We start from the raw sequence: 24,697 nt of genomic DNA on the forward strand, positions 1-24,697 counted from the left end.
TGACCCTTTCGAGAATGTCGATCTGATCCTGATGGGGGATGGCCATGGGCGGATCAGCTTTCGTTGGGGGCGCCGTGGGCGAGGAGGCTCTCGGCGGTGTCGGCGATGGTGTCTTCGATCGGGCGGGGCGCCCATCCGAGGAGCCGGATGGCCTTTGTGCTGGTGGCGTCGAAGTCCTGACCGAGCTGTGGGCGCAGGGCGCGCAGACCGGGGTTGAAGCGGCTGAGGATGCGGGCGAGGAAGAGGGGGAGCTCCCACGTCGGCGCCTTCGCGGCGCGCTCTCCGAGCCGCTCGTGCAGGATGCGAGCGACCTCGACGACGCGCAGACTCGGGCCGGCGGAGGCGAGCCAGCGTTCGCCGGCCGCGGCAGGGTCGGTCATGGCGCGCAGGTGCAGGTCGGCGACGTCGCGGACGTCGACCCAGCTCGTGCCGAACGGCGGGCAGGCGGGGACGTCGCCGTCGAGCATGCCGCGGATGATCCGCAGTGACGGCGGGTCGTCGGGGCCGAGGACGGGGCCGACGACGGCTGCGGGATGGACGGCGGCGAGTTCGAGCCCGTCGCCTTCCTCCTCGATGAAGGTCCAAGCGGCGCGCTCGGCGAGGGTCTTCGACCGCTGATAGGGGGCGATGTCCGCGTCGACGTCGGTCCAGTCCTCTTCGGTGAAGGGCGTCGAGCGGCGCGGGTGGCCGTAGCCGACGGCGCCGAACGCGCTGGTGAGGACGACTCGGCGCACGTGGGCGTCGCGGGCGGCTCGCAGCACACGGAGCACGCCGCCGCGGGCGGCGTCGACCATCGCGGTCTCGCTCTCGGGGGCGTTGCGGAGCGTGGGGGAGGCGATGTGCAGCACATAGTCGCATCCGGTGACCGCCTCGTCCCAGCCGTCGTCGTCTCCGAGGTCCGCGCGCACGACGCTCAGCCGTGCGTCGTCGAAGTCCTCGGCAGCGTGGAGCTGTGCGCGCAGCGCCGTCTCGCGGCCGAGGCTGCGGACGGTCGTGCGCACGTCGTATCCGGCCTGCAACAGGGCGAGCACGCACCAGCTTCCGATGAATCCCGACCCTCCGGTCACCAGTACGCGTGTCATCGTACGGCTCCTTGCTTGGTTGCCTCGTTGATCATCGATGGTCCGCCGAGCGTGTTCTGGCGGCGCTGGGCGACGAGCAGGCCGCTGCCGAGGAGCACGTGGCCCACCATGATCGGGTAGATCACGGCACGCTCGAACAGCCCGATGTTCCACATCCAGCCCGTGAACACGTCCGCCATGAACAGCGGGAGCGCGACCAGGCCCACGATCCCCGCCACGAGGCTCGCGATCGACCGGCCTCGGCCGAGCCCGATGCGTGCTCCGTTCGTGCCGACGACGACGGCCATGAGGTTGCCGGCGAGCATGACGCCCTGCGCTCCGAGGGTGTGGAACGCGATCAGCCCGTTCTCCACGTTCGCATTCGAGCCCTGGAAGAGCCCCACGAGGGACACGCCGATCCCGGCGAGGGTCGCCAGGATGACGATGACGATCGGACGGGCTCCCTTGCGCAGGTCGAACGCGAGGAACGCGCCGATGATCAGCACGACGCCGTAGATCACCCAGCCGGCATCCATGACGGCGCCCAGCGGAGAGTTGCCGGCCTGCCCGAATGCGGTCTGAGCGGGACCGGTCAGGCCTAGGTGACTGACCCAGTTGTGCAGCGGCGAGTACGGCGGGTCCTGCCAGGCGGCGGCCGTGATGAACTCGGCCGCCCACGACACGAGCGGGCCGAGGAGGAGCAGGATGCCCCCGGCGCGGAGCGCCGTGCCGGAGCGGACGATGGATCGCATCACAGGGCCATTCCGGGGACTCGCTTGCGGATGGCCTCCAGCTCGGCCTCGTCGGAGACGCCCTGCCAGTCATATCGCGGCGTGTACGGGGCCTCCAGGGCGTGCACGTCATCGTCGTCGAGCTCGACGTCCAGGGAGGCCACCGCCTCGTCGATCTGCTGGATCGATCCGGCCCCGACCAGGGGTGCGGTGACGACGGGCTGACGGTGAAGCCAGGCCAGGGCGATCTGCGCGCGGCTGACGCCGTGAGCCTCCGCGATCCGGCCGACCGCATCGACGATGGCGTGATTGGACTCCTCCTGCTCGGGTGAGTAGAGGGTGTCGGCGTAGGCGCCGTCCGTCTCCGAGCGGGTGGTCGAGCGGGCGTCGTCCCAGGCGCGGGCGAGGCGGCCTCGGGCGAGCGGCGACCAGATGATGGCGCCGACGCCGTTGTCGAGTGCGAGCGGGATCATCTCGCGCTCCTCCTCGCGGGCGAGCAGGTTGTAGTGGTCCTGCATCGACACGAACCGCGCCCAGCCATTGAGCTTCTGCAGGTGCAGGGCCTTCGCGAACTCCCAGGCGTGCATGGAAGAGGCGCCGAGGTAGCGCACCTTGCCGGCCTTCACCAGGTCGTGGAGCGCCTCCAGGGTCTCCTCCCACGGAGTCGTGTGGTCGTTGCGGTGGATCTGGTACAGGTCGATGTAGTCGGTGCCGAGCCGCTGCAGCGAGTGGTCGACCTCCTGCATGATCGCCTTGCGAGAGAGCCCCCGACCGTTCGGGCCCAGACGCATCGGGTGACGCAGCTTGGTCGCGATCACGACCTCGTCGCGAGCGGCGAAGTCGCGCAGCGCACGGCCGAGGATCTCTTCACTCGACCCGAGCGAGTACAGGTTGGCCGTGTCGAAGAAGTTGATCCCCGCATCCAACGCGTGCTTGATGAGCGGCCGCGCCTCGTCCTCGCCCTTCGACCAGACAGGGTGGCCGCGGTTCGGCTCGCCATAGGTCATCGCTCCGATCGCGATGGGCGAGACATCCAGGCCGGTGGTACCGAGCTTCACGTAGTCCATGAGGGTCCTCTGCTGCTATTCTTCGACATGCGGATGATTCTCCGCATATTGCGAAACTAGCGGAGGATTCTCCGCAAGTCAAACGAGGGCATCATTGAGGCATGAGCGACGAGACCCCGGTCACCTATGGCACACAGCGGAAGGCTGCTGCGAAGAACCGGGGTGCGATCATCGCGGCGGCGCATGAACTGTTCGCCGAGAACCCGTTGGTGCCGCTCAGCGAGGTCGCCAAGCTCGCCGGTGTGGGCGCGGGCACGCTCTACCGCCACTTCCCGACCCGGGACGATCTGATCCTCGCGGCCTACCAGCACGACGTCGAGCGGCTCACCGCCACAGCCGAGGAGGTGCTGGCGCGTCACGCGTCCGCCAAGGCGGCCTTCATCGAGTGGTTCGAGACTCTCGCCGGTTACATCCGCATCAAGCACGGGCTCGGCGACGCACTGCATTCCACCGCAGCCCAGCAGGTCGTCGAGGACTCCTGGGGGCCGGCCGGCGAAGCGGTGGCCAAGCTCCTCGACGCCTGCGTGACGGAGGGAAGCATCGCCGCCGGCCACGATCCGGCCGACGTCATCATGTTGATGAGCTTCCTGTGGCGGGTGGCGAACAATGACGACGGTCTGGCCCAGGGGCGCCGGCTCGTCTCCGCGGTCTTCCACGGACTCGAGGCGGCGCCCCCGCGGGCCTAGCTCGTTCCGGCTGTCGACATCACGGTCACCTGCTGCAGGGTGACGTGCCGGGGCAGGGCCACCAGGAGGGCGACGGCCTCGGCGATGTCGGCGCCGCCGAAGACGCGGCGCGTCGCCGCGCTCTCGGACATCACCTCGCGGACGCGGGATGGGCGACGTGCTCGATGAGCTCCGTGTCCGCGCCGCCGGCGTGGACGGCGACGCCGCGCGCGGCTTTCGCTGAACCTGTGAGGCGCACATGTTGGGGGCGTAACGTCAGGCTATGGAGACGCAGACACGAACGAGCGGTGCAGACACCGCGGCGCTGGGCCTGGGATCGGTTCTGGTGGGTTCGTTGCCTGCTGCGCTGATGACGGATGAGGCCCCGGATCGTTACACGGTGGAGGCGGTGTTCACACGCCGCCCCGAACGGGACGAGATCACCGAGATCCTGGGGAGCGAGACACGGGAACGTCTCGCGAAGGCCGGATACTCGACCGTCGAGGTGACGATCTCGGATCGTCGTCTGGAGATCGCGAACACGAATCTCGAAGAGCTGCGCGACGGCCTCGGCGGCGTGCTCGCTGACCGGCTCGCCGAGATCAGTGCGGGTGTCCGCACTAGGCAGGATGCGGCGGCGGTCCGGTTCCGCGAGGCGGCGGCGGGCGAGCAGGACAGGGCGGCATCTGTGGCCGTTCTCGCGGAGTCGGTGACTTTCCGCACCTCCGCGGACCGAGGTTCGGGAGCGATATCCATGTCGGATCAGCGATCCGCAGCGACCGGCCACCGCGCCCGGATCGACGACGGGGCAGACGAGGACGGTCACGGGCGCTGATCACGTCCGCGACCATGGGATGCGGGGCGCATCATGGACGGGATCCGTTCGACCACGCCGCGCTCGGTGGATCGGCCAGGCAGCCGGAGCGGAAGCGAGTTCACGGCGCTGGCGAAGACGATCCGGGATCAGGGTCTGCTGCGTCGCAGATACGGGTACTACTGGTCGAAGCTGATCGGCCTGCCGCTCGTGCTCGCCGGCGGGCTGCTGGCGTTCGTGTGGATCGGCGACACCTGGTGGCAGCTGTTCACGGCGGCGTTCCTGGCGGTCGTGTTCACGCAGATCGCCTTCCTCGGGCATGACTCGGCGCACCGGCAGATCTTCGTCTCGGGCAGGTGGAACGACTGGGTGAGCCTCGTCCTGGGCGACCTGCTGGTGGGGATGAGCTACGGATGGTGGCAGCACAAGCACACCCGTCACCATGCGAACCCGAACAAGCTGGGGTCCGATCCCGACATCGAGCTGCCGGTGATCGTCGTCGCCCCGGAGAGCGCCGCGCCGAGAGGGCGGGTCCTGTCGTGGTTGCGCTCGCACCAGGGGATCTTCTTCTTCCCGATCCTGCTCCTGGAGGGCGTCTCGCTGCATGCGTCCGGGGTGCGCCGGGTGGTGACGCGCGGACCGTTGAATCGACGAGGGGTCGAGATCGGGTTCCTCCTGGTCCGCCTGCTCGGCTTCCCGGTGCTCATCTTCCTCGTGCTGTCGCCGGGTATCGCGTTCGTGTTCCTCGCCGTACAGCTCGGACTCTTCGGGTTCTACATGGGCGTCTCGTTCGCCCCGAACCACAAGGGGATGCCGATCGTGCCCCGCGACGCGAGCTTCGACTTCCTGCGCCGCCAGGCGATGATGAGCCGGAACGTCCGCGGCGGGCGTCTGCTCGACACGGCGATGGGAGGGCTGAACTATCAGATCGAGCATCACCTGTTCCCGTCCATGCCGCGCCCTCATCTGCGCAAGGCGGCGCCCATCATCGCCGCCTACTGCCGAAGCCACGATGTGCCGTATGCGCAGACCGGGCTGCTGGCGTCCTATGCGATCATCGTGCGGTACATCAACCGCGTCGGACTCGGGGAGCGCGACGTGTTCACGTGCCCCCTGGTCGAGCAGCGCCGCTACGTCACCGCAGTCCCGCAGTGAGCGCGCCCGATCGCTCGGCAGGGCAACGGTGCGCGGCTGTCGTGTACAACCCGGTGAAGACCCCTCTCGATCGGCTTCGCCCCATGGTCGCCGAGCACGAGGCCCGGCATCGATGGGCAGAGACGCGCTGGTACGAGACCAGCGGCGACGACTCAGGACGGGCTGCTGTCGAGAGCGCTCTTGCCGCCGCTCCGGCCGTGGTGATGGTCGCGGGCGGCGACGGCACGGTCCGAGTCGTCGCGGAGGTGATGCGAGGGACCGGCATCCCGGTCGCGCTGGTTCCCCTGGGCACCGGCAATCTCCTTGCCAGGGACGTCGGTGCGCCGCTCAACGACATCGCCGCCTGCGTCTCCGCTGCGTTCTCTGGTGAGGACCGGTCCGTCGATGTCGGCGTCGCCGAGCTCGAGGATGAGAACGGCGTCCGGCGTTCGCATACGTTCATGGTCATGGCGGGTATCGGACTGGATGCGGAGATGGCGGAGAGCACGAGCACCATTGCGAAGAAGCATCTCGGCTGGTTCGCGTACGTCACACCGATCGCCCGCTCGGTCATCGCGAACAAGCTCTTTCACCTCGACTATCGGATCGACGGAGGGCGGGTGAGGTCGACGCGGGCGCACACGGTCATCGTCGGCAACTGCGGAACCCTCACCGGGAACATGCTCCTGATTCCCGCTGCGATCATCGACGACGGGCTGTTGGACGTCGTGATGATGCGCCCGACAGGACGCTTCGGGTGGGCGCGGATCGGAACCCGCCTCACGCTGCAAGGCCTCGCCCGCCGCTCCCCGCTCAGCCGCAGGATCCTCCAGCAGACGCCAGACCTCCACTCGCTCGCCTACGTTCAAGGCAGCCGGTTCGACGCCCCTCACCTCATCGAACTCGACGGCGACAGCTTCGGCCGCGTCGCCCGTGTGCGCGTCAGCGTCCGCCCAGGCGCCCTGCGCATCCGGCGGCCGGCCCGCTCGAACGCGGTGGGGGCGAGCGCAGCAGCAGAGCAGCCATCGTCACATCCGTAGAGGGCCCGGTCGCGAGGGCACGGACCAGCGCCTTCCAGCGGGGGAGGACTACGGCTTCGCGCGCTTGGCGCGCTGCCGGAGCATCCCGAAGATCAGTGTGCCGACGAAGAGCACGATTCCGATGATGGCCAACCAGAGCAGGCCCTCGAACACGAATCCCACGATCGACAGCACCGCCCATGCCACAAGCAAGATGAGAAGAACTGTCCACATGTCGGTCACCCTACGCTCAATCGCGCGAGAAGAACGGTGATCGGCGACATCGCGTCTGCGCGATCGGTCCGGGGAGTTGCGAGTGCCGGCCGGAGGATTCACAGCGTGGAGTGACACAGTAGGAGGGTGCTCCGCCTCGGTGATGGCATACCGATCCGAGGAGAAGGCGCGCTCATGCCCGCATGGTGGGAACAGCTCTTGCACATCGCCGTCGGTCGTATCAGCCGCCACGACGAACTGCCCGATCTGCGGCACCTGCCGACACGACCGATCGCGCTGGAGCGGACCCACTACCTCGTGAACGATCGCGAACGCGACAGCCGAGCGCCTCGCACGTACGTCCTTCGCACCCGGCCCCGCACACGGAGATCTCCCGCAGGCGTCGCCGTCACCTCGAACGGCCGCGGCGTCGGCCATCTGCCCGCCGATTCGGCAGACGTCATGGGACTGCTTCTCGACCAGCTCGGCGGCGCGGCGATCGTCAACGGCACAGGACCGAAAGCCGGAAGCATCCGACTCTGGATCGACCTGCCTGACTCCGAGGCCGTCGACGAGTTCATTCGCAGATCCGAGAAGCTCGTCGCGCACACGCCGCGAGACGTGTGACCGTCAGCGTCTCCGCCATCACCCGCGCTGCGCGCGATGCGCAGTGGGATAGCCTCTCGCTATGCCCCGAGACAGCACGCCCGCAGCGCGGGGGATCACCCTGCAGCAGTTGAGGTACTTCGTCGAAGTCGCCGCCGAGGGCTCGATCAGCGCGGCCGCGGACCTGCTCTACGTCTCGCAGCCGACGATGTCCGCCTCGTTGAAGGACCTCGAGAGCCGCACCGGTTGCACTCTCTTCCTCCGCTCCGCCCGCGGCGTGACGCTCACCGAGGACGGTGCCGAGTTCCTCGGCTACGCGCGTCAGGTCATCGAGCAGGCGGAGCTCCTCGAGCAGCGCTACCTCGGACGCGCGCCGTCACGGCGCCTGCTCGCCGTGTCCACGCAGCACTACTCGTTCGTCGTCGACGCCTTCGTGCGGATGGTGAAGGCGACGGACGCGGCGGAGTACGCGTTCAGCCTTCGCGAGACCCGCACCTGGGACATCATCGAGGACGTCCGCACGCTGCGCAGCGAACTCGGCGTCCTCTACCGGAACGACTTCAACCGCAACGTCATCGACAAGCTGCTCCGCGACTCGGGGCTCGTCTTCACCCCGCTGTTCCTCGCCACGCCGCACATCTTCATCGCGAGGACCAACCCGCTCGCCGAGCGCGCACGGGTCACGCTCGCCGATCTCGACGCCCTGCCCCGTCTCACCTTCGATCAGGGCGCGAACAACTCGTTCTACTTCGCCGAGGAGATCCTCTCCACCCGCTCCGCGAAGCAGGACATCCGGGTGAGCGACAGAGCGACCATCTTCAACCTCATGATCGGTCTCGGCGGATACACCATCTCCACCGGCATCATCTCCGACGACCTCGACCCGTCGATCATCGCCGTCCCGCTCGACGTCGACGAGCGCATCGAGATCGGCTGGATCGGCCAGTCCTCCATCTCGCTGACGGCGCAGGCGCAGCGCTTCGTCGCGGAGATGCGGGACGTCGTGGCGGACTTCGGCGTCGAACTCCTGGCATAGACACCGCCTATGGTTACGTATTGCGGCTCCTGATGGGGCTATGGCGGATGCTTGTGCATACACTGAGGTCTCGACGCGCGAATCGACGCGATTCCGCGGATCCCGAGACTCTTGAGGCATCAGATCACCATGACGAACGAATGTGCTTTCCGCATCAGCACGACACGCTTCGATGAGGAGTATTCCCCTTCGTCCAGCTCTCGAAGCACGACCAACTTCGCGAATCTGGCCCGAGGCGAGAACCGCCGGCAGAACCTTCGCACCGCCCTCGCGATGATCGACGGCCGCTTCAACGAGCTCGTGCACTGGGACAACCCGCGCCGAGACCGCTACTCCGTCGAGCTCGACATCGTCTCCGTCGACCTGCAGATCGCCGCCGCCGGCGACGACGCCGTGTTTCCGCTGATCGAGGTCCTCGACGTGCACATCCTCGACGCGCAGTCCGGCGCTCGTGTCGAGGGGATCGTCGGCAACAACTTCTCGTCGTACATCCGCGACTACGACTTCAGCGTGCGGCTGCCGGCCCACGCGGCGAGCGCCCCCGGCGCCGGCATCCCGAGCGACTTCGGAGAGCTGCACGGGCAGCTCTTCGAGCGCTTCCTCGACTCGGACGCCTATCGGGAGCGCTTCACGCAGCCGCCCGTCATCTGCATCAGCGTGTCGACGTCCCGGACGTATCGTCGGCTCGTGAACGAGCATCCCCTCCTCGGCGTCGAGTACCAGCAGGACGAGTACTCCCTGACCGACGAGTACTTCGGGAAGATGGGGCTGAAGGTCCGCTACTTCATGCCCCCCGGCTCCGCCGCACCCTTGGCGTTCTATCACCGGGGCGACCTCCTGGGCGACTACACCCCCCTGGCGCTCGCCGGGACCATCGCCACGATGGAGACGTTCCAGAAGATCTACCGCCCGGAGATCTACAACGCGAATGCGGCAGCCGCAGAGGTGTATCAGCCCAGCCTGGAGAACCACGGCCATTCGGTCACGCAGGTCTCCTACGATCGCGAGGAGCGCAGCCGGCTCGCCGTCACGCAGGGGAAGTTCACCGAGGTGAGCCTGATGGAACCGTACGGCGCCGTCCTCGAGCAGTGGGCTGCTCGGCAGCCCGCCTGACCGCACGATACGCGAGGAAACACCGATGAATGCACTCCTGCCCACCTCGATCGTCGGCAGCCTGCCGAAGCCCTCCTGGCTCTCGGAGCCGGAGAAGCTCTGGTCGCCGTGGAAGCTCCACGGCGACGAGCTGGCCGAAGGCGCCCTCGACGCGCAGTCCCTGGCGGCGGACGAGCAGCGCCGCGCGGGGCTGGACATCATCAGCGACGGCGAGCAGACCCGGCAGCACTTCGTCACCACGTTCATCGAGCACCTCAGCGGGGTCGACTTCGAGCGACGGGAGACGGTGCGCATCCGCAACCGCTACGACGCGAGCGTCCCGACCGTGGTCGGCGCGGTGGGCCGCGAGCGATCGGTGTTCGCCGAGGATGCGAAGCGTCTCCGCGCACAGACGGATCAGCCCATCAAGTGGGCGCTGCCCGGCCCGATGACGATGATCGACACGCTGTACGACGCCCACTACAAGAGCCGCGAGAAGCTCGCCTGGGAGTTCGCGACGATCCTCAATGAGGAGGCGAGGGAGCTGGAGGCCGCCGGCGTCGACATCGTCCAGTTCGACGAGCCCGCCTTCAACGTCTTCTTCGACGAGGTGAAGGACTGGGGCGTCGCCGCGCTCGAGCGGGCGACGGAGGGGCTGCGCGGCGAGACGGCCGTGCACATCTGCTACGGCTACGGGATCAAGGCGAACACCGACTGGAAGGCGACGCTCGGAGAGGAATGGCGCCAGTACGAGGAGTCGTTCCCGCTGCTCCAGCGCTCCACGCTCGACATCGTCTCGCTGGAGTGCCACAACTCCCACGTGCCGGTCGACCTGATCGAGCTCCTCCGCGGCAAGAAGGTGATGGTCGGGGCGATCGACGTCGCCAGCAACACCGTCGAGACGCCCGAGGAGGTCGCCGAGACCCTTCGGAGCGCGCTTCCGTTCGTCGACGCCGACAAGCTCTACCCGAGCACCAACTGCGGCATGGCGCCTCTGCCGCGACGCATCGCCCGGGACAAGATGATCGCGCTGGCCGCGGGCGCGGAGATCGTGCGCGCAGAACTCTCCTGATACGGCCGCCGTCATAGGCTCTCGTCGGTCTTGCGGCCGTCGAGCTTCCGTCGAGCGATCTCCGGATCCCGCTCGCGCGCCCATTCCCCGCGCGAGGGGCTCGGCTGAGCGCGGCGGACGGTGTCCGAGTCCGAGTCGGGCGCACGGTAAGCTCGACATCGTGAAGATGAGAATGATTCCTATTATCGGTACTTTGGGCGCAGCGGCTCTCCTCGCGGGATGTTCCGGAGCATCTCCCGCAGGGGACGGCGGCGGACAGGACGAAGAGGTCGCGGGCAGCGGGTTCCCGTTGACGATCGAGAACTGCGGGACCGATGTCGTGTTCGACAGCACGCCTCAGCGGGCCGTCTCGCTGAACCAGTCGGCGACCGAGATCCTCATCGCGCTCGGCGTGGAGGATCGCGTCGTGGGCACCGCGTACCAGAATCAGCCCGTCGCCGATGAGATCGCCGGAGCCTACGAGAGCATCCCGCTGCTGTCCGACGGGATCCTCACGCACGAGACGCTGCTGGAGGCGCAGCCGGACTTCGTCTACTCCTCCTTCGCCTCCTTCCTGACGGCGGAGAACGCGGGGGAGCGCGCCGAGCTGCACGAGCTGGGCGTGCCGACCTATCTGACCGAGTTCGACTGCACGTACCACGAGGCCGTCGAGGGCGGTGCGACCTTCGAGATGCTCTTCGACGAGATCGAGACGATCGCGAAGATCTTCGGCGTGCCCGAGGCCGGCGAGCAGGTCGTCGCCGAACAGCAGCGGATCATCGACGAGGGGCTGGAGACGGCGGAGCAGATCGAGGACGCCCCCAAGCTCGTCTGGTTCTACTCGACCGCCGCCTCCGCGTCCACTCCTTCGGTCGCCGGTCCCGGCGGCCTGCCGCAGACGGTGACGGAGATGCTCGGCGCGGAAAACCTGTTCGCCGACGCGGACACGAAGTGGCCCGAGGTCAGCTGGGACGAGATCGCCCAGCGCGACCCGGATGTCATCATCCTCGGCGATCTGACCCGCGGATACCCGGGCGACACCGCCGAGGAGAAGATCGACTTCCTCAAGAGCGACCCGCTGACCAGGACGATGGATGCCGTGATCGACGAGCGCTTCATCATCGTGCCCGGCCAGTACATGGATCCCTCGATCCACAGCGTGGAGGCGATCACCGCCGTCGCCGACGGGCTGGTCGGGTTCGGGGCCGGCGAATGAGCACGGAATCTCTTCAGGCGCTCGTCCAGGGCTGGGACGATCAGCAGGCCGCCTACATCACGCACCGTGAGCAGCGGTTCGGCATCATGCTCGACGCGATCGCGCACCTGCTCGGCTCGACGAAGGAGCTCGGCGAGAGCGGAGCGGGACTCACCGTGCTCGATGTCGCCTGCGGCACGGGAAGCCTCTCCCAGCGGATCCTCGACCGGTTCCCGGAAGCCAGGGCGATCGGCATCGACTACGATCCGGTCCTGCTGCGCATCGCCGGAACCTGGCTCGAGGAGCGGCATCCGGGGCGGTTCACCCCCGTGGATGCGGACCTGGCGGGGGACTGGGCGGCGGCGCTGGAGGGCGTGCCCATCCAGGTCGCGGTCTCCTCGACGGCGCTGCACTGGCTCGCCCCGCACCAGCTCGTCGCCGTCTACGAGCGGCTGGGCCGGCTGCTCCCCGAGGGCGGTCTCTTCCTCAACGCCGATCACCTCCGTTACGACTCCCGGGCGCAGCCGTTCCTCGCCGCCGGCGCCGCCGCCGATGACGCACGCACGCAGCGGGAGGCGTATGCGCGCGGGGTGCTCACATGGGACCAATGGTGGGAGAAGGCCGTCGCCGTCCCCGAGCTCGCTGCGCTCCGGGCGGAACGCGAGCATCGGTTCGCGGATCGCCCGCCCACGGCCGATGCGCCCCTGGAGCTGCATCTGAGCGCACTGCGCACGGCGGGCTTCCGTGAGGCGGGTGTGCTCTGGCGGTTCTGGGACGACGTCGTGGTGCTCGCGCGACGATGACCACGGACGCAGTCGCAGCGGGGGAGAAGCTGTCCGGTCAGGAGGACTCGCCGGCGGCGCAGCTCGTGTCGGGGCGTCGCCTTCGTGCGGGGATCGTCGTGGTCGTCTTCGCCGCGGGGCTCGTGCTCTCGGTGCTCACGGCCGGTTTCATCGGCACGGCGAACATCGGGCCGGGCGATGTCTACGGGATCCTGGTCCGTCATCTGGGCCTCGGCGTTCTCGCTCCGGGGCCCGAGGCGCCGCCGCTGATCGACGCCCTGATCTGGGAGTCGCGGCTGCCCAGGGTGCTGCTGGCCGCGGTCGTCGGCATGGGTCTCGCCGTCTCCGGAGCCGTGCTGCAGTCCATCACCCGCAACCCGCTCGCCGAGCCGTATCTGCTCGGCGTCTCATCCGGCGCGTCGACCGGCGCGGTCGCCGTGATGATCCTGGGTCTCGGCTCGGGTGCGGTCAGCTTGTCGACGGGCGCATTCGCCGGAGCGATCGTCGCCTTCGCAATCGTCCTGCTGCTGATCGGCGGAGGGCGCATCTCGAACCCCGCCCGCGTGGTGCTCACCGGTGTGCTCGTCTCGCAGTTCTTCTCCGCGGTGACGTCCCTGGTGCTCATGCTCGACGGAGACGCCGACTCCACGCGAGGCTTCACCTACTGGCTGCTCGGCTCCCTGGGCGGAGCCCGCTGGGAACCGCTGCTCATCGCAGGAGCGGTGATCCTCACCGGCACGATCCTGTGCCTGCTGTTCGCTCCGGCGCTCGATGCCTTCGCGTTCGGCTGGGACACCGCAGCCTCGCTCGGGATCAACGTCGCGCGCGCACGCGTATCTCTCATGATCCTCACCGCGCTCATGACGGCGGCGGCCGTCGCGGCCTCCGGTGCGATCGGCTTCATCGGTCTGCTCGTCCCGCACATCGTCCGCCTCCTCGCCGGTCCCGGACATCGCGTCCTGCTGCCGCTCTCGGCGCTGGGCGGTGCGATCTTCCTCATCTGGATCGATACCTTCGCCCGATCGGCCTTCTCGCCCCATGAGATACCGGTCGGCGTCGTCACCGCGCTCCTCGGCGCTCCCGTCTTCGCCCTCGTGCTCAGAAAGGCGGCGACCCGGTGAGCACCCTCACCGCCGCAGGCCTCATCTGGACGAAGAGCTCCCGCCGCATCCTCGACGACGTGTCCCTGGAGGCGCGCGCGGGCGAAGTGCTGGGGATCCTCGGCCCCAACGGCGCAGGGAAGAGCTCGCTGCTGCGCATCCTCGCGGGACTCCGCCGGCCCGATTCGGGGACCGTCCTCCTCGACGGCGCTCCCGTGGCCGGCATCCCTCGCCGCCGGCTGGCGCGCAGCCTCGCGATCGTCGAGCAGTCCCTCGAGGTCCACGAGGACGTCACCGTCGAAGAGACCGTCGCACTGGGGCGCACGCCCTACCGCGGCACCTTCGAGCCCCTCGGCGCGGAAGACCGTGCAGCGGTGGAGCATGCGCTCCGTATGACGGGAATGGGAGCGCACCGCGCACGCAGCTGGCGCACGCTCTCCGGCGGCGAACAGCAACGCGCGCAGCTGGCCCGTGCCCTTGCACAGCAGCCTCGCGTCATCGTCCTGGACGAGCCGACCAATCACCTGGACATCCGGTACCAGCTCGAGATGCTCGAACTGCTCCGCGACGAAAGCATCACCGTGGTGACGGCGCTGCACGACCTGAACCTCGCCGCGCGCTTCTGCCATCGCATCGTCGTGCTGCGGAGCGGCAGCGTCTGCGCGGCGGGGCCGCCCGAAGAGGTCATCACCGCATCCCTGATCGACGACGTCTACGGCGTCGCGGCCGTCGTAGAGCCCTCTCCGCACACCGGATCGCCCGTGGCGACGTACCTCCGCGTCAGCCGTGGGACCGGTCCGGATCCCGCTCGGGCGTGACGCGTTCCCGCCTGCGACGTCAGGAACTGGCCGCCATCGTCTCGACGAGGACGTCGGCGACCTCTTGCGCTGTGAGATCCGCGAACTCCTCTTCGCCGAGCGAGTTGATCTCGAGGGATACGAGAGCGTTCTGCTCCTCATCGAAATACAGGGCCTGATACAGACCCTGCGGGTTCGTGGGATACCAGCGCGTGAGGACCAGCACATCGAGCTCTCCCGACGTGACCTCCTCGACGGAGTTCTCCTGCTCCGACGTGCTCTGCTGGGTGCGGAACTCCTCCACCGTGCGCTGTGCGTCCGCGGCCGACGAGGCGCGCATCAGCTGGAGCTGTCCCGAGTAGGCATCCGGCTTCCACAGGCCGCAGAGATACCGGTAGCCCTCCGGCCGGCCGCCATATGCGCCCCAGCCCGTGTCGGTGAACTCCGCGCCTCCATCGGGCAGCGGGGGAACGGTGTCGCCGAGCAGGCACTTCTCCCTGGAGAGGACGGGGACATCGCCGCCGTACGCCGGCGAGGACGGCCACCCTTCCTCCGTCGCCGCGAGCCACGTCTCAGGGATCCCCGTGACGCTGCCGGGGTCGGCTCCGCCGCTGGGGGCGCAGGCCGAGAGCACGGCGACCAGAGGGAGCATCACCACGGCGGACAGTCGAATCTCGAATCGCATATCACTCACGATATCCAGAGCGTGGCATGCGGCCCGGCCCAGCGTCGAACCGTCTCGAGCGTTCGACTCCGCTGACGTCCGCGCGCCTACTTCGCGATGTCGGCGAGCAGCGGTGCGGCCGCGGCCAGCCAGGCATCGGCGAGCACCCGGTGCCCGCGGGGGGAGGGGTGCACGCCATCGGGGGCGAGACCTGCGGCATCGCCCGCCGCGCGCAGGATCTCGTCGGCGGACACCCGCACGGCGCCGAACTCCTCGGCGAGTCCTCGTACCACGGCGATCTTCTCGTCGAGGTCCTCGCGCCAGGACTCCTGTTCTTCGCGCACCGGCAGGAGGAACGGCTCGATGAGCACGAGACGCGCGGACGTCGCCTCCAGCAGGGCGCGGTAGTCGTGCTCGTACTCCGCAGCGGTCGTGGGGTCGTCGCTGTCGAACCGGCGCCAAGTGTCGTTCACCCCGACGAGCACGCTGACCACTGCGGCGTCCTCGGCCACGACATCGGGCGCCCAGCGCGCACGGAGATCGCGCACGCGGTCGCCGGAGACGCCGCGATTGCGCACGCTCCAGCCCGCCAGCGCGGGAGCCCCCGCGAGCAGGCGCACATAGCCGTCGCCGAGTCCCGAAGGGTCGGTGCGGCGTTCGCCGTCGGTGACGCTGTCACCGACGAACACGATGACGGGAGTGGTCATACGATCCTCCGGAGGTCGAGCAGCATCGACTGCTGCGGGTTGAGTGTGGGCATCGGGACGCCGGCGACCGCGAGCACGGCACCGGGCAGTTCGACCCCGCCGGACTCGGCCAGGCGCACCCACTCGGGGTCGGCGCCCTCGTGCCTGCTCGCGCGCCCGAGCTCGCCGCGGACGACCACGCGGTAGATCGTATCCCGGTCGAGTCCCGGGAAGCGGACGCGGCCGGACTGCCCTGCGGCGGAGGTCTCGAACCGGGTCCAGGTGAAGAGAGAGCGCGCGCCGTCGTCCGAGACGATCCCCTCCAGCGCCGACGCGTCGTCGGCGAGATCCGCGTTGACCACGCGGCCGCTGTGGATCAGCCCGCGCAGCTCCCGGTACAGCGCGGACCATGCCGAGAAGGCCTCGAGCTCCTCGCCCGTCGCCTCGGACAGGTCCATCTCGATGCCGGCGTGCGCCGTGAGCGCCGCGATCAGCCGGAACGACAGATCGGCCGTGCGCGAGGTCGTGTGCGATCGCGCCGCACCCACATGGGAGCCGATCAGCTCAGGGGGGACGAGCAGCCGCGTCCACCGCTCGATGCGGACGCGTTCCACGGGGTCGTTGCAGTCCGAGGCCCAGATCCGATCCGTGCGGTCGAGGATGCCGAGGTCCACGCGGCCTCCTCCGCCTGAGCACGTCTCGATCTCCAGCCCCGGATGCCGGTGCCGCAGCGCGTCCATGAGGGCGTAGAGCGCGACGGTCTGCTGATGCACGATCGGGCGGTCGCGCCCGTCGCGGCGTCCGACGGCCTCGAACAGGTCGCGGTTGTGGTCCCACTTGAGGTAGTCGATGCCGTACTCGGCGACGAGCGCGCTGATGCGCTCGAGCAGGTAGTCGAAGGCGTCGGGATGGGCGATGTCCAGCACATGCTGGTGCCGTGCGGTGCCTCCGAGTCCCTGTCGGGGTCCGACGACCCAATCGGGATGCTCCCTGGCCAGGTCCGAGTCGAGGCTGATCATCTCCGGCTCGAACCAGAGCCCGAACTGCATGCCTCGGGAGCGGACCAGGTCGACCAGGGGAGCGAGCCCGTCCGGCCAGACGTCGTCGTCGACGAACCAGTCGCCGAGGCCCGCGTCGTCCCCGCGGCGGCCGCGGAACCATCCGTCGTCGAGCACGACCCGCTCGACGCCGACCTGGGCGGCACGGTCGACCAGCACGCTGAGCCGATCGAGGTCCTGATCGAAGTAGACCGCCTCCCACGTGTTGAGCACGAGAGGGCGGGGGGCGACCGGGTGCGTCGCCCGCGATCGCAGCCGTCGGTGGAGCCGGTCGGCGATGCCGTCCAGGCCGGTGTCTGACCAGACGAACACGGCCGTCGGCGCGTCATAGCGGTCGCCGTCCGCCAGGATCACCTCGCCGGGCCGCAGCGCCTCGCCGGCGCCCAGCACGGAGGCGAAGGCGCCGGCGCCCTCCGGCAGACGCTCGGCGAGGTACTCTCCCTCGCCGCTCCATGCGAGGTGGACCGCCCACACCTCGCCGCGCCCGAAGCCGAACGACGGCGTGCCTGCGGCGAGGAGGTAGGGGGTGTCATGGCCGGGCTTGCCCCGGCGGGCACGACGCAGGTGCGTGCCGAAGTCGAGAGCGGAGCGCTGCGGTGCGCGCTCACGGCACCACTTGCCGGTGAAATCGAGCAGCTCCGTGGCGCGGTCCGGCAGCGGCAGCAGTGCTCGCAGACCGTCGAGCCGATACGGCACCGCGCCCTCGAAGGGGTCGAGCGAGGCGTCGCGCACCACGGACATGTCCACGGCGAGCACGCCGTGCGCGTCGAGGCGGTAGCGGGCGGTCGCCCGCACCGCGCTGACGGCGTCCTCGAACGAGAGCTCGATCTCCCCTCCGCCGGCGGGATCGAGCGTCCGCCGGGCATCCGTGAGTCGCGGTCGGGGAGTGGTCGCGCTGCCGTCGGCGTCACCCGATTGCGCCGGCGTTCCCGACCAGCCGCCCGCCTCGGTGGGCCAGACGCCGAGGACGCGAGGAGCATCGGGGGAGTTGTTGAGGATCGCGGGGACCGCCGTCGCGCGCAGCGCCGTGAGCACCTGCGCGCCGTCGCCGGGATCGGAGCCCCAGTGCAGCACGGTCGGCGTCTCCCCGCCCGCATCGATCGCGATCGCCGCGCCGCCGGCTCGGAGAATGAGGACGGCGTCGTCGCCGTGGGGCATCGTGAGCTCCTTGATCGGTATTACTTGACAATGTCAATAAATCATGTTTACTCTGACGCTGCAAGCCCGAATCGCGGCCGACCCGGCCTCCGATCCGTGGCACGCCCCCAGTGACGGGGAACAGAAGAGGAAGACCGATGACGCTCTTGGAAACCGAATCCGTGGCGCCGCTGCCGCCCGTTCCCGGCGCCCCGCGTCGACGCAGTCCGCGCCGTCCTGTGAACGCGGCGGCCCCGTCTCATCGCGGAGACGCACGTCTGGCATGGATCCTCATCGCGCCGGCGATGATCGGATTCCTCGTGTTCGCCGTGTATCCGACTCTGCGCGGGATCTATCTCAGCTTCACCGAGTTCAGGGTGCTCACCCCTCCCGAATGGGTCGGCATAGACAACTTCGCCGAGATGTTCGCAGATGCCGTGTTCTGGTCGGCCCTGGGCGTGACCGTCTACTTCGTCGCCCTCGCCGTCGGGCTCACGATGATCCTGTCGGTCGCCACGGCCGCCATCCTGCACCGGCTCACATCGTCGACGGTCATCCGAGGTCTCATCATCCTGCCGTTCCTCATCTCCTCCGTGGTCGCGGCGACGGTCTGGTCGTGGATGCTCGACACCCAGCTGGGCATCGTCAACATCGCGATCGAGGCCTTCGGCGGCGACGGCGTGCAGTTCCTCACCTCCCGGGGCCTCGCGATCCCCTCGCTCGCGCTGATCCACGTCTGGAAGAACCTCGGCTACACCTCGATCATCATCTTCGCCGGGCTGCAGACGATCCCGCCGTCGATCTACGAGGCCGGCCGGATCGACGGGGCGAGCGAGACGCAGATGTTCTTCCGGCTCACCCTTCCGCTGCTGCGGCCGATCATCGCGCTCGTCCTGGTTCTCAACGTCATCGGAGCGTTCCAGGTGTTCGACATCGTCGCGGTCACCACCAAGGGCGGACCGGCCAACGCGTCGAACGTGCTGCAGATGTACATCTACAGCAAGGCGTTCGGGCAGTTCGACTTCGGCTACGCCGCCGCGATGTCACTGTCGCTCTTCGCCATTCTCATCGTCATCACCTTCCTGCAGATGCGCCTGCTGAAGGCCAACGAATCGGACAACAGCTGATGCGCATCCGCAGCAGACTCGGCATCGGCCGCCTCGCGGCCTGGGCGTATCTGATCGCGATCCTCTTCGTCACGATCTTCCCCTTCTACTGGATCCTGCGCACGGCGCTCTCGGACAACTACGCGCTGCTCGCCGATCCGTCCTCCCTCCTGCCGGTGGACTTCACGTGGGGGCCCTTCCGCCGGGTGCTCGGCCTGGCGACGCCCCAGGAATCGCTCGCCGAGGGAGGATCGGGAGCCTCGATTGACCTCGCTCCCTACCTGCTCAACTCGATCGTCTACGCGACCCTGTCCACCGCCCTCGTCGTGTTCTTCTCCACACTGGCCGCGTATGCGTTCGCGCGGCTGCAGTGGCGGGGGAGGGAGCTCGTCTTCTCGATGTTCCTCGCGGCGCTCATGGTGCCGGGCATCCTCACCCTCCTGCCGAACTTCGTGCTCATCAAGGAGCTCGGCCTGCTCAACACCTTCGCCGGAATGATCCTGCCCTACGGACTGTTCTCCGCCTTCAACATCTTCTTCCTGCGTCAGTTCATGCTGGGGCTCTCCACGGAGACGGAGGAGGCGGCGCTGCTGGACGGCGCCGGACGACTGCGAGTGCTGTTCGGCATCACGCTGCCGATGACCAGCGGCCCCATCATCACCCTGTCGATCCTGGGCTTCATCGGCATGTGGAACGACTACTTCTGGCCGCTGCTGGTCACGACCGACTCGTCTGTGCAGCCGCTGACCCTCGCCCTGGCGGTGTTCAAGCAGTCCTCGCCGCAGTCCCAGCCGGACTGGGCCGGCCTGATGGCGGCCACCCTCGTCGCGGCCCTTCCGATGCTCATCCTGTTCATGGCCTTCGGCAAGCGCATCGTCAACTCGATCGGATTCACGGGTCTCAAATGAGCGAGCAGAACCTGAGACTCGCCTGGCGCTCCCCGGCGTCCGAGTGGACCGAGGCGATCCCGATCGGCAACGGCAGGCTCGCGGCGATGGTGTTCGGCGGCGCGCGGGCGCGCTATCAGATCAACGACGCCACCGTCTGGTCGGGCGATCCGGACGGCCCCGCCAGGGAGCGCGAGCGGGTCGTCGCCGGCGGCGCGGGACCCGAGCGTCTCGCGCAGGTGCGCTCCGCCCTCCGATCCGGAGACCTCCGCCTCGCGAACGAGCTGCTGCTCACCTTCGAGGGTCGCTATTCGCAGGAGTATCTGCCGTTCGTCGACCTCGTCGTCGACGTCGTCGGAGCTCTCCCCGCCGAGGGCGTCCCCGCCCGCGTCCTCGACCTCGACGACGCCGTGGTCGAGGAGCAGCTGACGGTGCGGGGCGTGCCGGTGCGCCGCCGCTCCTGGGTGTCCGCTCCTGCCCGGGCGCTGCTGATCGAGCTCGTCGCCGACGCGCCGGTGCTCGACGTCGCGATCGCGCTCGACTCGCCGCTGCGCGTCGCCGGACGGGAGGTCCGCGGCGACGGCGCGACGCTCGACGTCGAGGCGCCCGTGGACGGCGCCCCCTTGCACGAGCCTTCGGTGGTCCCCGCGCTGACGTTCGCGTCCGACGCTCAGGGGATCGCCTTCGATGCCTTCGCCGCCGCGTCCGTCGCGGTGCGAAGCGACGGCACCGCTGCCGCCGTCGACGACTCCGTCCTCGGGGTCACCGGTGCCGGCCGGCTGCTGATCGCCCTCTCGTCATCCAGCCGCGCCGAGTCGTGGTGGGCCGGCGCGCCGGACGAGGAGTGGCGGACCGTCTCACGGGAGACGATCCGGGACCAGGCCCGTGCGCGAGCGGAGACCGCCGCCGGCGGCACCGCTCGGCAGCGCTGGGACGAGCACGTCGCCGACCTTCGAGAGGTCGCGGCGGCGCGGTTCGCGATCGGCGGCCGGCGCGGCGGGCTCTGGGACGTCGAAGCAGATGTGCTCCGTGGTGACGACGACGCCCTGCGCGCGACCGTCGCCGCCGAGTACGGGCGCTATCTGCTCCAGTCGGCTTCCCGCTCCGGCGGGCCGGCCGCCAACCTCCAGGGCATCTGGAACGAGGAGCTGCGCCCCGCCTGGTCGTCGAACTACACGATCAACATCAACACCCAGATGAACTACTGGGCGGCGCCGGTTCTGGGCATGACGGACTCCTTCGAGCCGCTCATCTCCCTCGTGGAGCGCCTCGCGCGCACCGGGCGCGAGGTCGCCCGCGACCTCTACGGCGCTCGCGGCTGGGTCGCTCATCACAACAGCGACCTGTGGGGCTGGAGCCTGCCGGTGGGCATGGGCCACGGCGCTCCCAGCTGGGCGATCTGGATGATGGGCGGCGTGTGGCTGTGCCACAACCTCTGGGATCGGTGGGACTACTCGCGCGATCTCGATCTGCTGCGCGACCGCATCTGGCCGCTCCTGCGCGGAGCGGCGGAGTTCTGCCTGGACTGGCTGGTCGAGGACGGCGGAGTGCTCGTGACCGTGCCCTCGACCTCTCCGGAGAACTCCTTCGTCGGCCCCGATGGGCGTCCGCAGGCGGTGGGACCGACGGCGACGATGGACCTGGCGCTGATCGGCGCCCTGTTCGATCGCGTCGTGATCGCCGCGGAGGCGCTCGGTATCGACGACGTCGTCGCGGCGGAGGCCGCCGTTGCCAGGACCGCGCTGGCTCCCGTGGGGATCGGCGCCGACGGACGGCTGCGGGAGTGGTCGCAGGACGTCGTCGAGCACGAGCCCCATCACCGCCACCTCTCGCCGCTCGTGGGGCTCTATCCGCTCGAGGACATCACTCCTGAGCGCACGCCCGAGCTCGCCGAGGCGGCGCGTCGCTTCCTCGAGGCGCGCGGTCCCGGCGCGATGGGGTGGTCGTGGGCGTGGAAGATCGCGCTGCGCGCCAGGCTGGGCGATGCCGGCGCCGCCCACCGGCTGCTCGACGAGGCGCTGACCCCCTACGACGGCATCGTCGGACGTCACGCGCCCGTGGACGGATCGGAGTGGGGCGGTCTGCTGCCGAACCTGTTCAGCACCCATCCTCCGTTCCAGATCGACGGGAACCTCGGCTTCCCCGCCGCGATCGCCGAGATGCTCCTGCAGAGTCACGACGGGCTCCATCTGCTCCCCGCCCTGCCGGAGGCCTGGCCGAGCGGTCGGGTGACGGGGCTGCGCGCCCGCGGTGGCATCGAGGTCGATCTGGACTGGGAGGCCGGAACGCTCGTGTCGGCCGCGATCCGCGACCTGCTCGGATCGGAGCGGGGGATCGCGGTCCGCCTCGGCGATCACGAGCGGCGCATCGCGCTGCCGGCCTCCGGCGTCATCGTGCTCGGCTCCGCTCTGGAGGTGCGCGGTGCACGGTGAGACCGGGCTGATCGACGTGCCGACGACGCAGACGGAACCGGTGGACTTCGACGCCTTCTGGGCCGACACGATCGAGCAGGTCCGAGCATCCGACCTCGACCTGCGCGTGACGGCGCACCCGACACGTCTGCAGACCCTCGACGTCCACGACGTGAGCTTCCGAGGATTCGGCGGGAGCACCGTGCGGGCGTGGCTGCGGATGCCGAGAGGAGTCGCCCGGCCGCTCCCGGGGATGGTGCAGTTCACGGGCTACGGGAACGGACGCGGCCATGCTCTGCGCGATCTGAGGTGGGCGTCCGCCGGCTATGCGCACCTCGTCGTCGATGCACGAGGGCAGGGGCACGGCGACACCGACGACGATGTGCGCGGCGGACCGTCGTCCGGAGGCTTCCTGGTGCGCGGCATCGCGTCGCCGAAGGACTACTACTACCGGCGGGTGTTCGCCGACGCGGTCCGCGCCGTCGACGCCCTGCGTCGTCTCGATGAGGTCGATGAGAGCCGGGTGGGCGCGGCGGGCGCGAGCCAGGGCGGCGGCATCGCCCTGGCCATGGCCGGTCTGATCCCCGATCTGGCCGCCGTCATCATCCAGGCGCCGGCGCTGTGCGAGCTGAACCGCATCGTCGAGCTCAGCTCCGAGTTCCCCTACACGGTGCTCGCCCAGCACCTCGCCGATCGTCCGCTCGAGGCGGCGACCGCGCTGGACACGCTCCGCTATTTCGACGGCGTCCTGCACGCCCGGCGCGCCAAGGCCCCGGCCCTGCTGAGCACGGGGCTGCGGGACGGCGTCACTCCACCTGCCTCCGTGCTCCCGGCCTTCACGGCATACGCCGGACCCAAGCGCGTCGTGCTCTGGCCCTACAACGGCCACGAGGCAGGAGGCGAGCTCGACGAGGAGAACGCCCAGGATTTCGCCGCGGCGCATCTCGCACCCGGCGCCGGACCCACCACAACACACCGAACGGGCGCCGAAGGCGGCGCCCCACACCAGAGTGAGGAACTATGAGACAGCAGCGGATCATCGCGAGCACGGTGCTCGCGGGCATCGCCATCTCAGGACTGGCGGCGTGCGCGCCGTCGGATCAGGGCGACGAGGGCGGTGCCGACGGGCAGGCGACCGTGAACTGGTGGACGTGGGACGAGCGGCAGGCGGAGTCCTACCGCTCGTGCATCCCTGCGTTCGAGGAGGCCAACCCCGGAATCACGGTGAAGATCTCCCAGTACGCCGTGGACGACTACTTCACCAAGCTCACCACCGGCTTCGTCGCAGGCACCGCACCGGACGCGTTCCAGAACAGCGTTCCGCTGCTGGGCGCCTACGCCGGGCAGGGCCAGATCATGGCGCTCGACGACCTCATCGCGGAAACCGGATACGACCTGTCGGTGTTCGACATCGGAGTCGACTCGTGGAAGTACACCGACGGCAAGCAGTACGGCATTCCGCTGGACTGGGCGGGAGCCGCGATCTACTTCAACGAGGACAAGGTCGCCGAGGCGGGCCTGACCGCCGACGACATCCGGACGATGACCTGGAACCCCGACGACGGCGGGACGTTCGACGACATCGTCGCCCGTCTCACCATCGATGAGAACGACGTGCGCGGCGACGAAGCCGGCTTCGACAAGGATCACATCGCCACCTACGGCATCGGCAGCCTCGCCTCGGGCGACTTCAACGGCCAGACATCGTGGAACTCCTTCGTCTCGACGCTCGGCTGGCGTCTGGGCGGCGACGCGACGGCTTGGCCGACCAAGCTGCCGTACGACGACCCGGACTTCGCGAAGACGCTCGACTACGTGCGCGGACTCGGGGATCGCGGCCTCATGCCGGCCTTCGGCCAGTTCACCGTCTCGGGTGCGGAGCAGATCGGCTCCGGCTCGGTGGCCATGGTGCAGGGCGGGACGTGGGACGCCACCGCCATCACCAAGATCCCCGACGTCCCCGTCGGCATCGCCCCGACCGTGGAGGGTCCCGAAGGGCGCTCGATGATCAGCAACTCCAACGCGAACAACGTGTTCGTCGGCACGAAGCACGTGGACGAGACCTGGAAGTGGGTCACCTACATGGGCTCGGTGGAGTGCCAGACGGCCGCCGGCGTCGACGCGACCTTCCTCCCCTCGATCGCCGAGGCGCTGCAGGCCACGGTCGACGCCCAGGCGGAGGCGGGGCTCGACATCTCCAGCTTCGTGGACGCGCTCAACGACGGCGTGCTGTACCCGGCGCCGCCGACGGCCAACGGGCAGGAGATCGTCGACACGATCCAGCCGATGTTCGAGGCGTTCTTCACGGGAGAGCGCGACGACGACGTGTTCGCCGAGATGGCGCAGCGCAGCGAGGAGATCCTCGCCGAGTGACCGCGTCGGGGC

General features: G+C 69.1%; 24 protein-coding genes and 1 pseudogene. 17 read left to right on the forward strand and 8 right to left on the reverse strand.

From position 1 onward, the window contains the following. Nucleotides 1-53: 53 nt before the first annotated feature. From ACYVGQ_RS07415 to ACYVGQ_RS07425, 3 genes are read right to left on the reverse strand one after another with little or no spacing between them, the layout of a single operon-like run. Nucleotides 54-1,082 (reverse strand): SDR family oxidoreductase, encoded by a 1,029-nt coding sequence (locus ACYVGQ_RS07415; protein WP_460783966.1) that lies wholly within the window; start codon nucleotides 1,080-1,082, stop codon nucleotides 54-56. Then, the gene (locus ACYVGQ_RS07420; protein ID WP_460783967.1) at nucleotides 1,079-1,813 is read right to left on the reverse strand and encodes a DUF998 domain-containing protein; all 735 of its coding nucleotides are present in this window, start codon (nucleotides 1,811-1,813) and stop codon (nucleotides 1,079-1,081) included. Before ACYVGQ_RS07420 ends, ACYVGQ_RS07415 begins: the two co-directional genes overlap by 4 nt. After that, entirely contained in the window at nucleotides 1,813-2,859 is a 1,047-nt protein-coding gene (locus tag ACYVGQ_RS07425; RefSeq protein ID WP_460783968.1) for an aldo/keto reductase, read from the reverse strand. The genes ACYVGQ_RS07420 and ACYVGQ_RS07425 overlap by 1 nt, the downstream gene beginning before the upstream one ends. Nucleotides 2,860-2,960: 101 nt before the next feature. Between ACYVGQ_RS07425 and ACYVGQ_RS07430 the strand changes: the two genes are divergently transcribed. Next, nucleotides 2,961-3,545, forward strand: coding sequence for a TetR/AcrR family transcriptional regulator (locus ACYVGQ_RS07430; RefSeq protein ID WP_460783969.1), 585 nt, complete (start codon nucleotides 2,961-2,963; stop codon nucleotides 3,543-3,545). Here the strand turns inward: ACYVGQ_RS07430 and ACYVGQ_RS07435 are convergent. Then, complete coding sequence (locus tag ACYVGQ_RS07435) at nucleotides 3,542-3,676, reverse strand: hypothetical protein (RefSeq protein WP_460783970.1); 135 nt, start codon at nucleotides 3,674-3,676, stop codon at nucleotides 3,542-3,544. The genes ACYVGQ_RS07430 and ACYVGQ_RS07435 overlap by 4 nt on opposite strands. A gap of 131 nt (nucleotides 3,677-3,807) precedes the next feature. On the opposite strand from ACYVGQ_RS07435, the gene ACYVGQ_RS07440 reads away from it, so the two are divergent. From ACYVGQ_RS07440 to ACYVGQ_RS07450, 3 genes are read left to right on the forward strand one after another with little or no spacing between them, the layout of a single operon-like run. Beyond that, on the forward strand, nucleotides 3,808-4,359 hold the full coding sequence (locus tag ACYVGQ_RS07440) for a hypothetical protein (RefSeq protein WP_460783971.1): 552 nt from the start codon (nucleotides 3,808-3,810) through the stop codon (nucleotides 4,357-4,359). A 33-nt stretch (nucleotides 4,360-4,392) separates the two neighbouring features. Then, nucleotides 4,393-5,493, forward strand: coding sequence for a fatty acid desaturase family protein (locus ACYVGQ_RS07445; RefSeq protein WP_460783972.1), 1,101 nt, complete (start codon nucleotides 4,393-4,395; stop codon nucleotides 5,491-5,493). A gap of 53 nt (nucleotides 5,494-5,546) precedes the next feature. After that, a complete protein-coding gene (locus ACYVGQ_RS07450; protein ID WP_460783973.1) occupies nucleotides 5,547-6,512 on the forward strand; it encodes a diacylglycerol/lipid kinase family protein in 966 nt (321 codons plus the stop codon). A gap of 48 nt (nucleotides 6,513-6,560) precedes the next feature. Here ACYVGQ_RS07450 and ACYVGQ_RS07455 read toward each other — a convergent pair whose 3' ends face one another. After that, entirely contained in the window at nucleotides 6,561-6,725 is a 165-nt protein-coding gene (locus ACYVGQ_RS07455) for a hypothetical protein (protein WP_460783974.1), read from the reverse strand. Nucleotides 6,726-6,899: 174 nt separating this feature from the next. Between ACYVGQ_RS07455 and ACYVGQ_RS07460 the strand changes: the two genes are divergently transcribed. The 8 genes and pseudogenes from ACYVGQ_RS07460 to ACYVGQ_RS07495 all read left to right on the forward strand — a co-directional run. Continuing rightward, a complete protein-coding gene (locus ACYVGQ_RS07460; RefSeq protein WP_460783975.1) occupies nucleotides 6,900-7,331 on the forward strand; it encodes a hypothetical protein in 432 nt (143 codons plus the stop codon). A 61-nt stretch (nucleotides 7,332-7,392) separates the two neighbouring features. Then, a complete protein-coding gene (locus tag ACYVGQ_RS07465) occupies nucleotides 7,393-8,346 on the forward strand; it encodes a LysR family transcriptional regulator (protein WP_460783976.1) in 954 nt (317 codons plus the stop codon). 129 nt (nucleotides 8,347-8,475) lie between these two features. After that, on the forward strand, nucleotides 8,476-9,459 hold the full coding sequence (locus tag ACYVGQ_RS07470; protein ID WP_460783977.1) for a putative oxygenase MesX: 984 nt from the start codon (nucleotides 8,476-8,478) through the stop codon (nucleotides 9,457-9,459). Between the two features lie 25 nt (nucleotides 9,460-9,484). Next, nucleotides 9,485-10,510 (forward strand): methionine synthase, encoded by a 1,026-nt coding sequence (locus tag ACYVGQ_RS07475; protein ID WP_460783978.1) that lies wholly within the window; start codon nucleotides 9,485-9,487, stop codon nucleotides 10,508-10,510. A 193-nt stretch (nucleotides 10,511-10,703) separates the two neighbouring features. Continuing rightward, nucleotides 10,704-11,705 carry an ABC transporter substrate-binding protein gene (locus ACYVGQ_RS07480; protein WP_460783979.1) on the forward strand — a complete coding sequence of 334 codons (1,002 nt, stop codon included), beginning with the start codon at nucleotides 10,704-10,706 and terminating at the stop codon, nucleotides 11,703-11,705. After that, complete coding sequence (locus tag ACYVGQ_RS07485) at nucleotides 11,702-12,487, forward strand: class I SAM-dependent methyltransferase (protein ID WP_460783980.1); 786 nt, start codon at nucleotides 11,702-11,704, stop codon at nucleotides 12,485-12,487. Before ACYVGQ_RS07480 ends, ACYVGQ_RS07485 begins: the two co-directional genes overlap by 4 nt. Continuing rightward, the gene (locus tag ACYVGQ_RS07490; protein WP_460783981.1) at nucleotides 12,484-13,587 is read left to right on the forward strand and encodes a FecCD family ABC transporter permease; all 1,104 of its coding nucleotides are present in this window, start codon (nucleotides 12,484-12,486) and stop codon (nucleotides 13,585-13,587) included. The genes ACYVGQ_RS07485 and ACYVGQ_RS07490 overlap by 4 nt, the downstream gene beginning before the upstream one ends. Nucleotides 13,588-13,649: 62 nt before the next feature. Then, a pseudogene (locus tag ACYVGQ_RS07495) lies at nucleotides 13,650-14,384 on the forward strand (ABC transporter ATP-binding protein); the annotation flags it as partial. 19 nt (nucleotides 14,385-14,403) lie between these two features. On the opposite strand, the gene ACYVGQ_RS07500 reads toward ACYVGQ_RS07495, so the two are convergent. The 3 genes from ACYVGQ_RS07500 to ACYVGQ_RS07510 all read right to left on the reverse strand — a co-directional run bounded on the left by ACYVGQ_RS07500 (nucleotide 14,404) and on the right by ACYVGQ_RS07510 (nucleotide 17,929). Further along, nucleotides 14,404-15,048, reverse strand: a complete 645-nt coding sequence (locus tag ACYVGQ_RS07500; RefSeq protein WP_460783982.1) for a hypothetical protein — start codon at nucleotides 15,046-15,048, stop codon at nucleotides 14,404-14,406. An 86-nt stretch (nucleotides 15,049-15,134) separates the two neighbouring features. Continuing rightward, nucleotides 15,135-15,734: an SGNH/GDSL hydrolase family protein gene (locus ACYVGQ_RS07505; protein ID WP_460783984.1), complete on the reverse strand. Its 600-nt coding sequence runs from the start codon at nucleotides 15,732-15,734 to the stop codon at nucleotides 15,135-15,137. Further along, nucleotides 15,731-17,929 carry an alpha-galactosidase gene (locus ACYVGQ_RS07510; protein WP_460783985.1) on the reverse strand — a complete coding sequence of 733 codons (2,199 nt, stop codon included), beginning with the start codon at nucleotides 17,927-17,929 and terminating at the stop codon, nucleotides 15,731-15,733. The genes ACYVGQ_RS07505 and ACYVGQ_RS07510 overlap by 4 nt, the downstream gene beginning before the upstream one ends. Nucleotides 17,930-18,066: 137 nt before the next feature. Between ACYVGQ_RS07510 and ACYVGQ_RS07515 the strand changes: the two genes are divergently transcribed. From ACYVGQ_RS07515 to ACYVGQ_RS07535, 5 genes are read left to right on the forward strand one after another with little or no spacing between them, the layout of a single operon-like run. Further along, nucleotides 18,067-19,035 (forward strand): carbohydrate ABC transporter permease, encoded by a 969-nt coding sequence (locus tag ACYVGQ_RS07515; RefSeq protein ID WP_460783986.1) that lies wholly within the window; start codon nucleotides 18,067-18,069, stop codon nucleotides 19,033-19,035. Further along, complete coding sequence (locus tag ACYVGQ_RS07520) at nucleotides 19,035-19,922, forward strand: carbohydrate ABC transporter permease (RefSeq protein ID WP_460783987.1); 888 nt, start codon at nucleotides 19,035-19,037, stop codon at nucleotides 19,920-19,922. The genes ACYVGQ_RS07515 and ACYVGQ_RS07520 overlap by 1 nt, the downstream gene beginning before the upstream one ends. Continuing rightward, nucleotides 19,919-22,333 carry a glycosyl hydrolase family 95 catalytic domain-containing protein gene (locus ACYVGQ_RS07525; RefSeq protein ID WP_460783988.1) on the forward strand — a complete coding sequence of 805 codons (2,415 nt, stop codon included), beginning with the start codon at nucleotides 19,919-19,921 and terminating at the stop codon, nucleotides 22,331-22,333. Before ACYVGQ_RS07520 ends, ACYVGQ_RS07525 begins: the two co-directional genes overlap by 4 nt. Continuing rightward, a complete protein-coding gene (locus ACYVGQ_RS07530) occupies nucleotides 22,323-23,336 on the forward strand; it encodes an acetylxylan esterase (RefSeq protein WP_460783989.1) in 1,014 nt (337 codons plus the stop codon). The genes ACYVGQ_RS07525 and ACYVGQ_RS07530 overlap by 11 nt, the downstream gene beginning before the upstream one ends. Continuing rightward, nucleotides 23,333-24,685 (forward strand): ABC transporter substrate-binding protein, encoded by a 1,353-nt coding sequence (locus ACYVGQ_RS07535; protein ID WP_460783990.1) that lies wholly within the window; start codon nucleotides 23,333-23,335, stop codon nucleotides 24,683-24,685. Before ACYVGQ_RS07530 ends, ACYVGQ_RS07535 begins: the two co-directional genes overlap by 4 nt. The last annotated feature ends 12 nt before the right edge of the window (nucleotides 24,686-24,697 follow it).

The sequence above is a fragment of the Microbacterium tumbae genome, assembly GCF_054780175.1.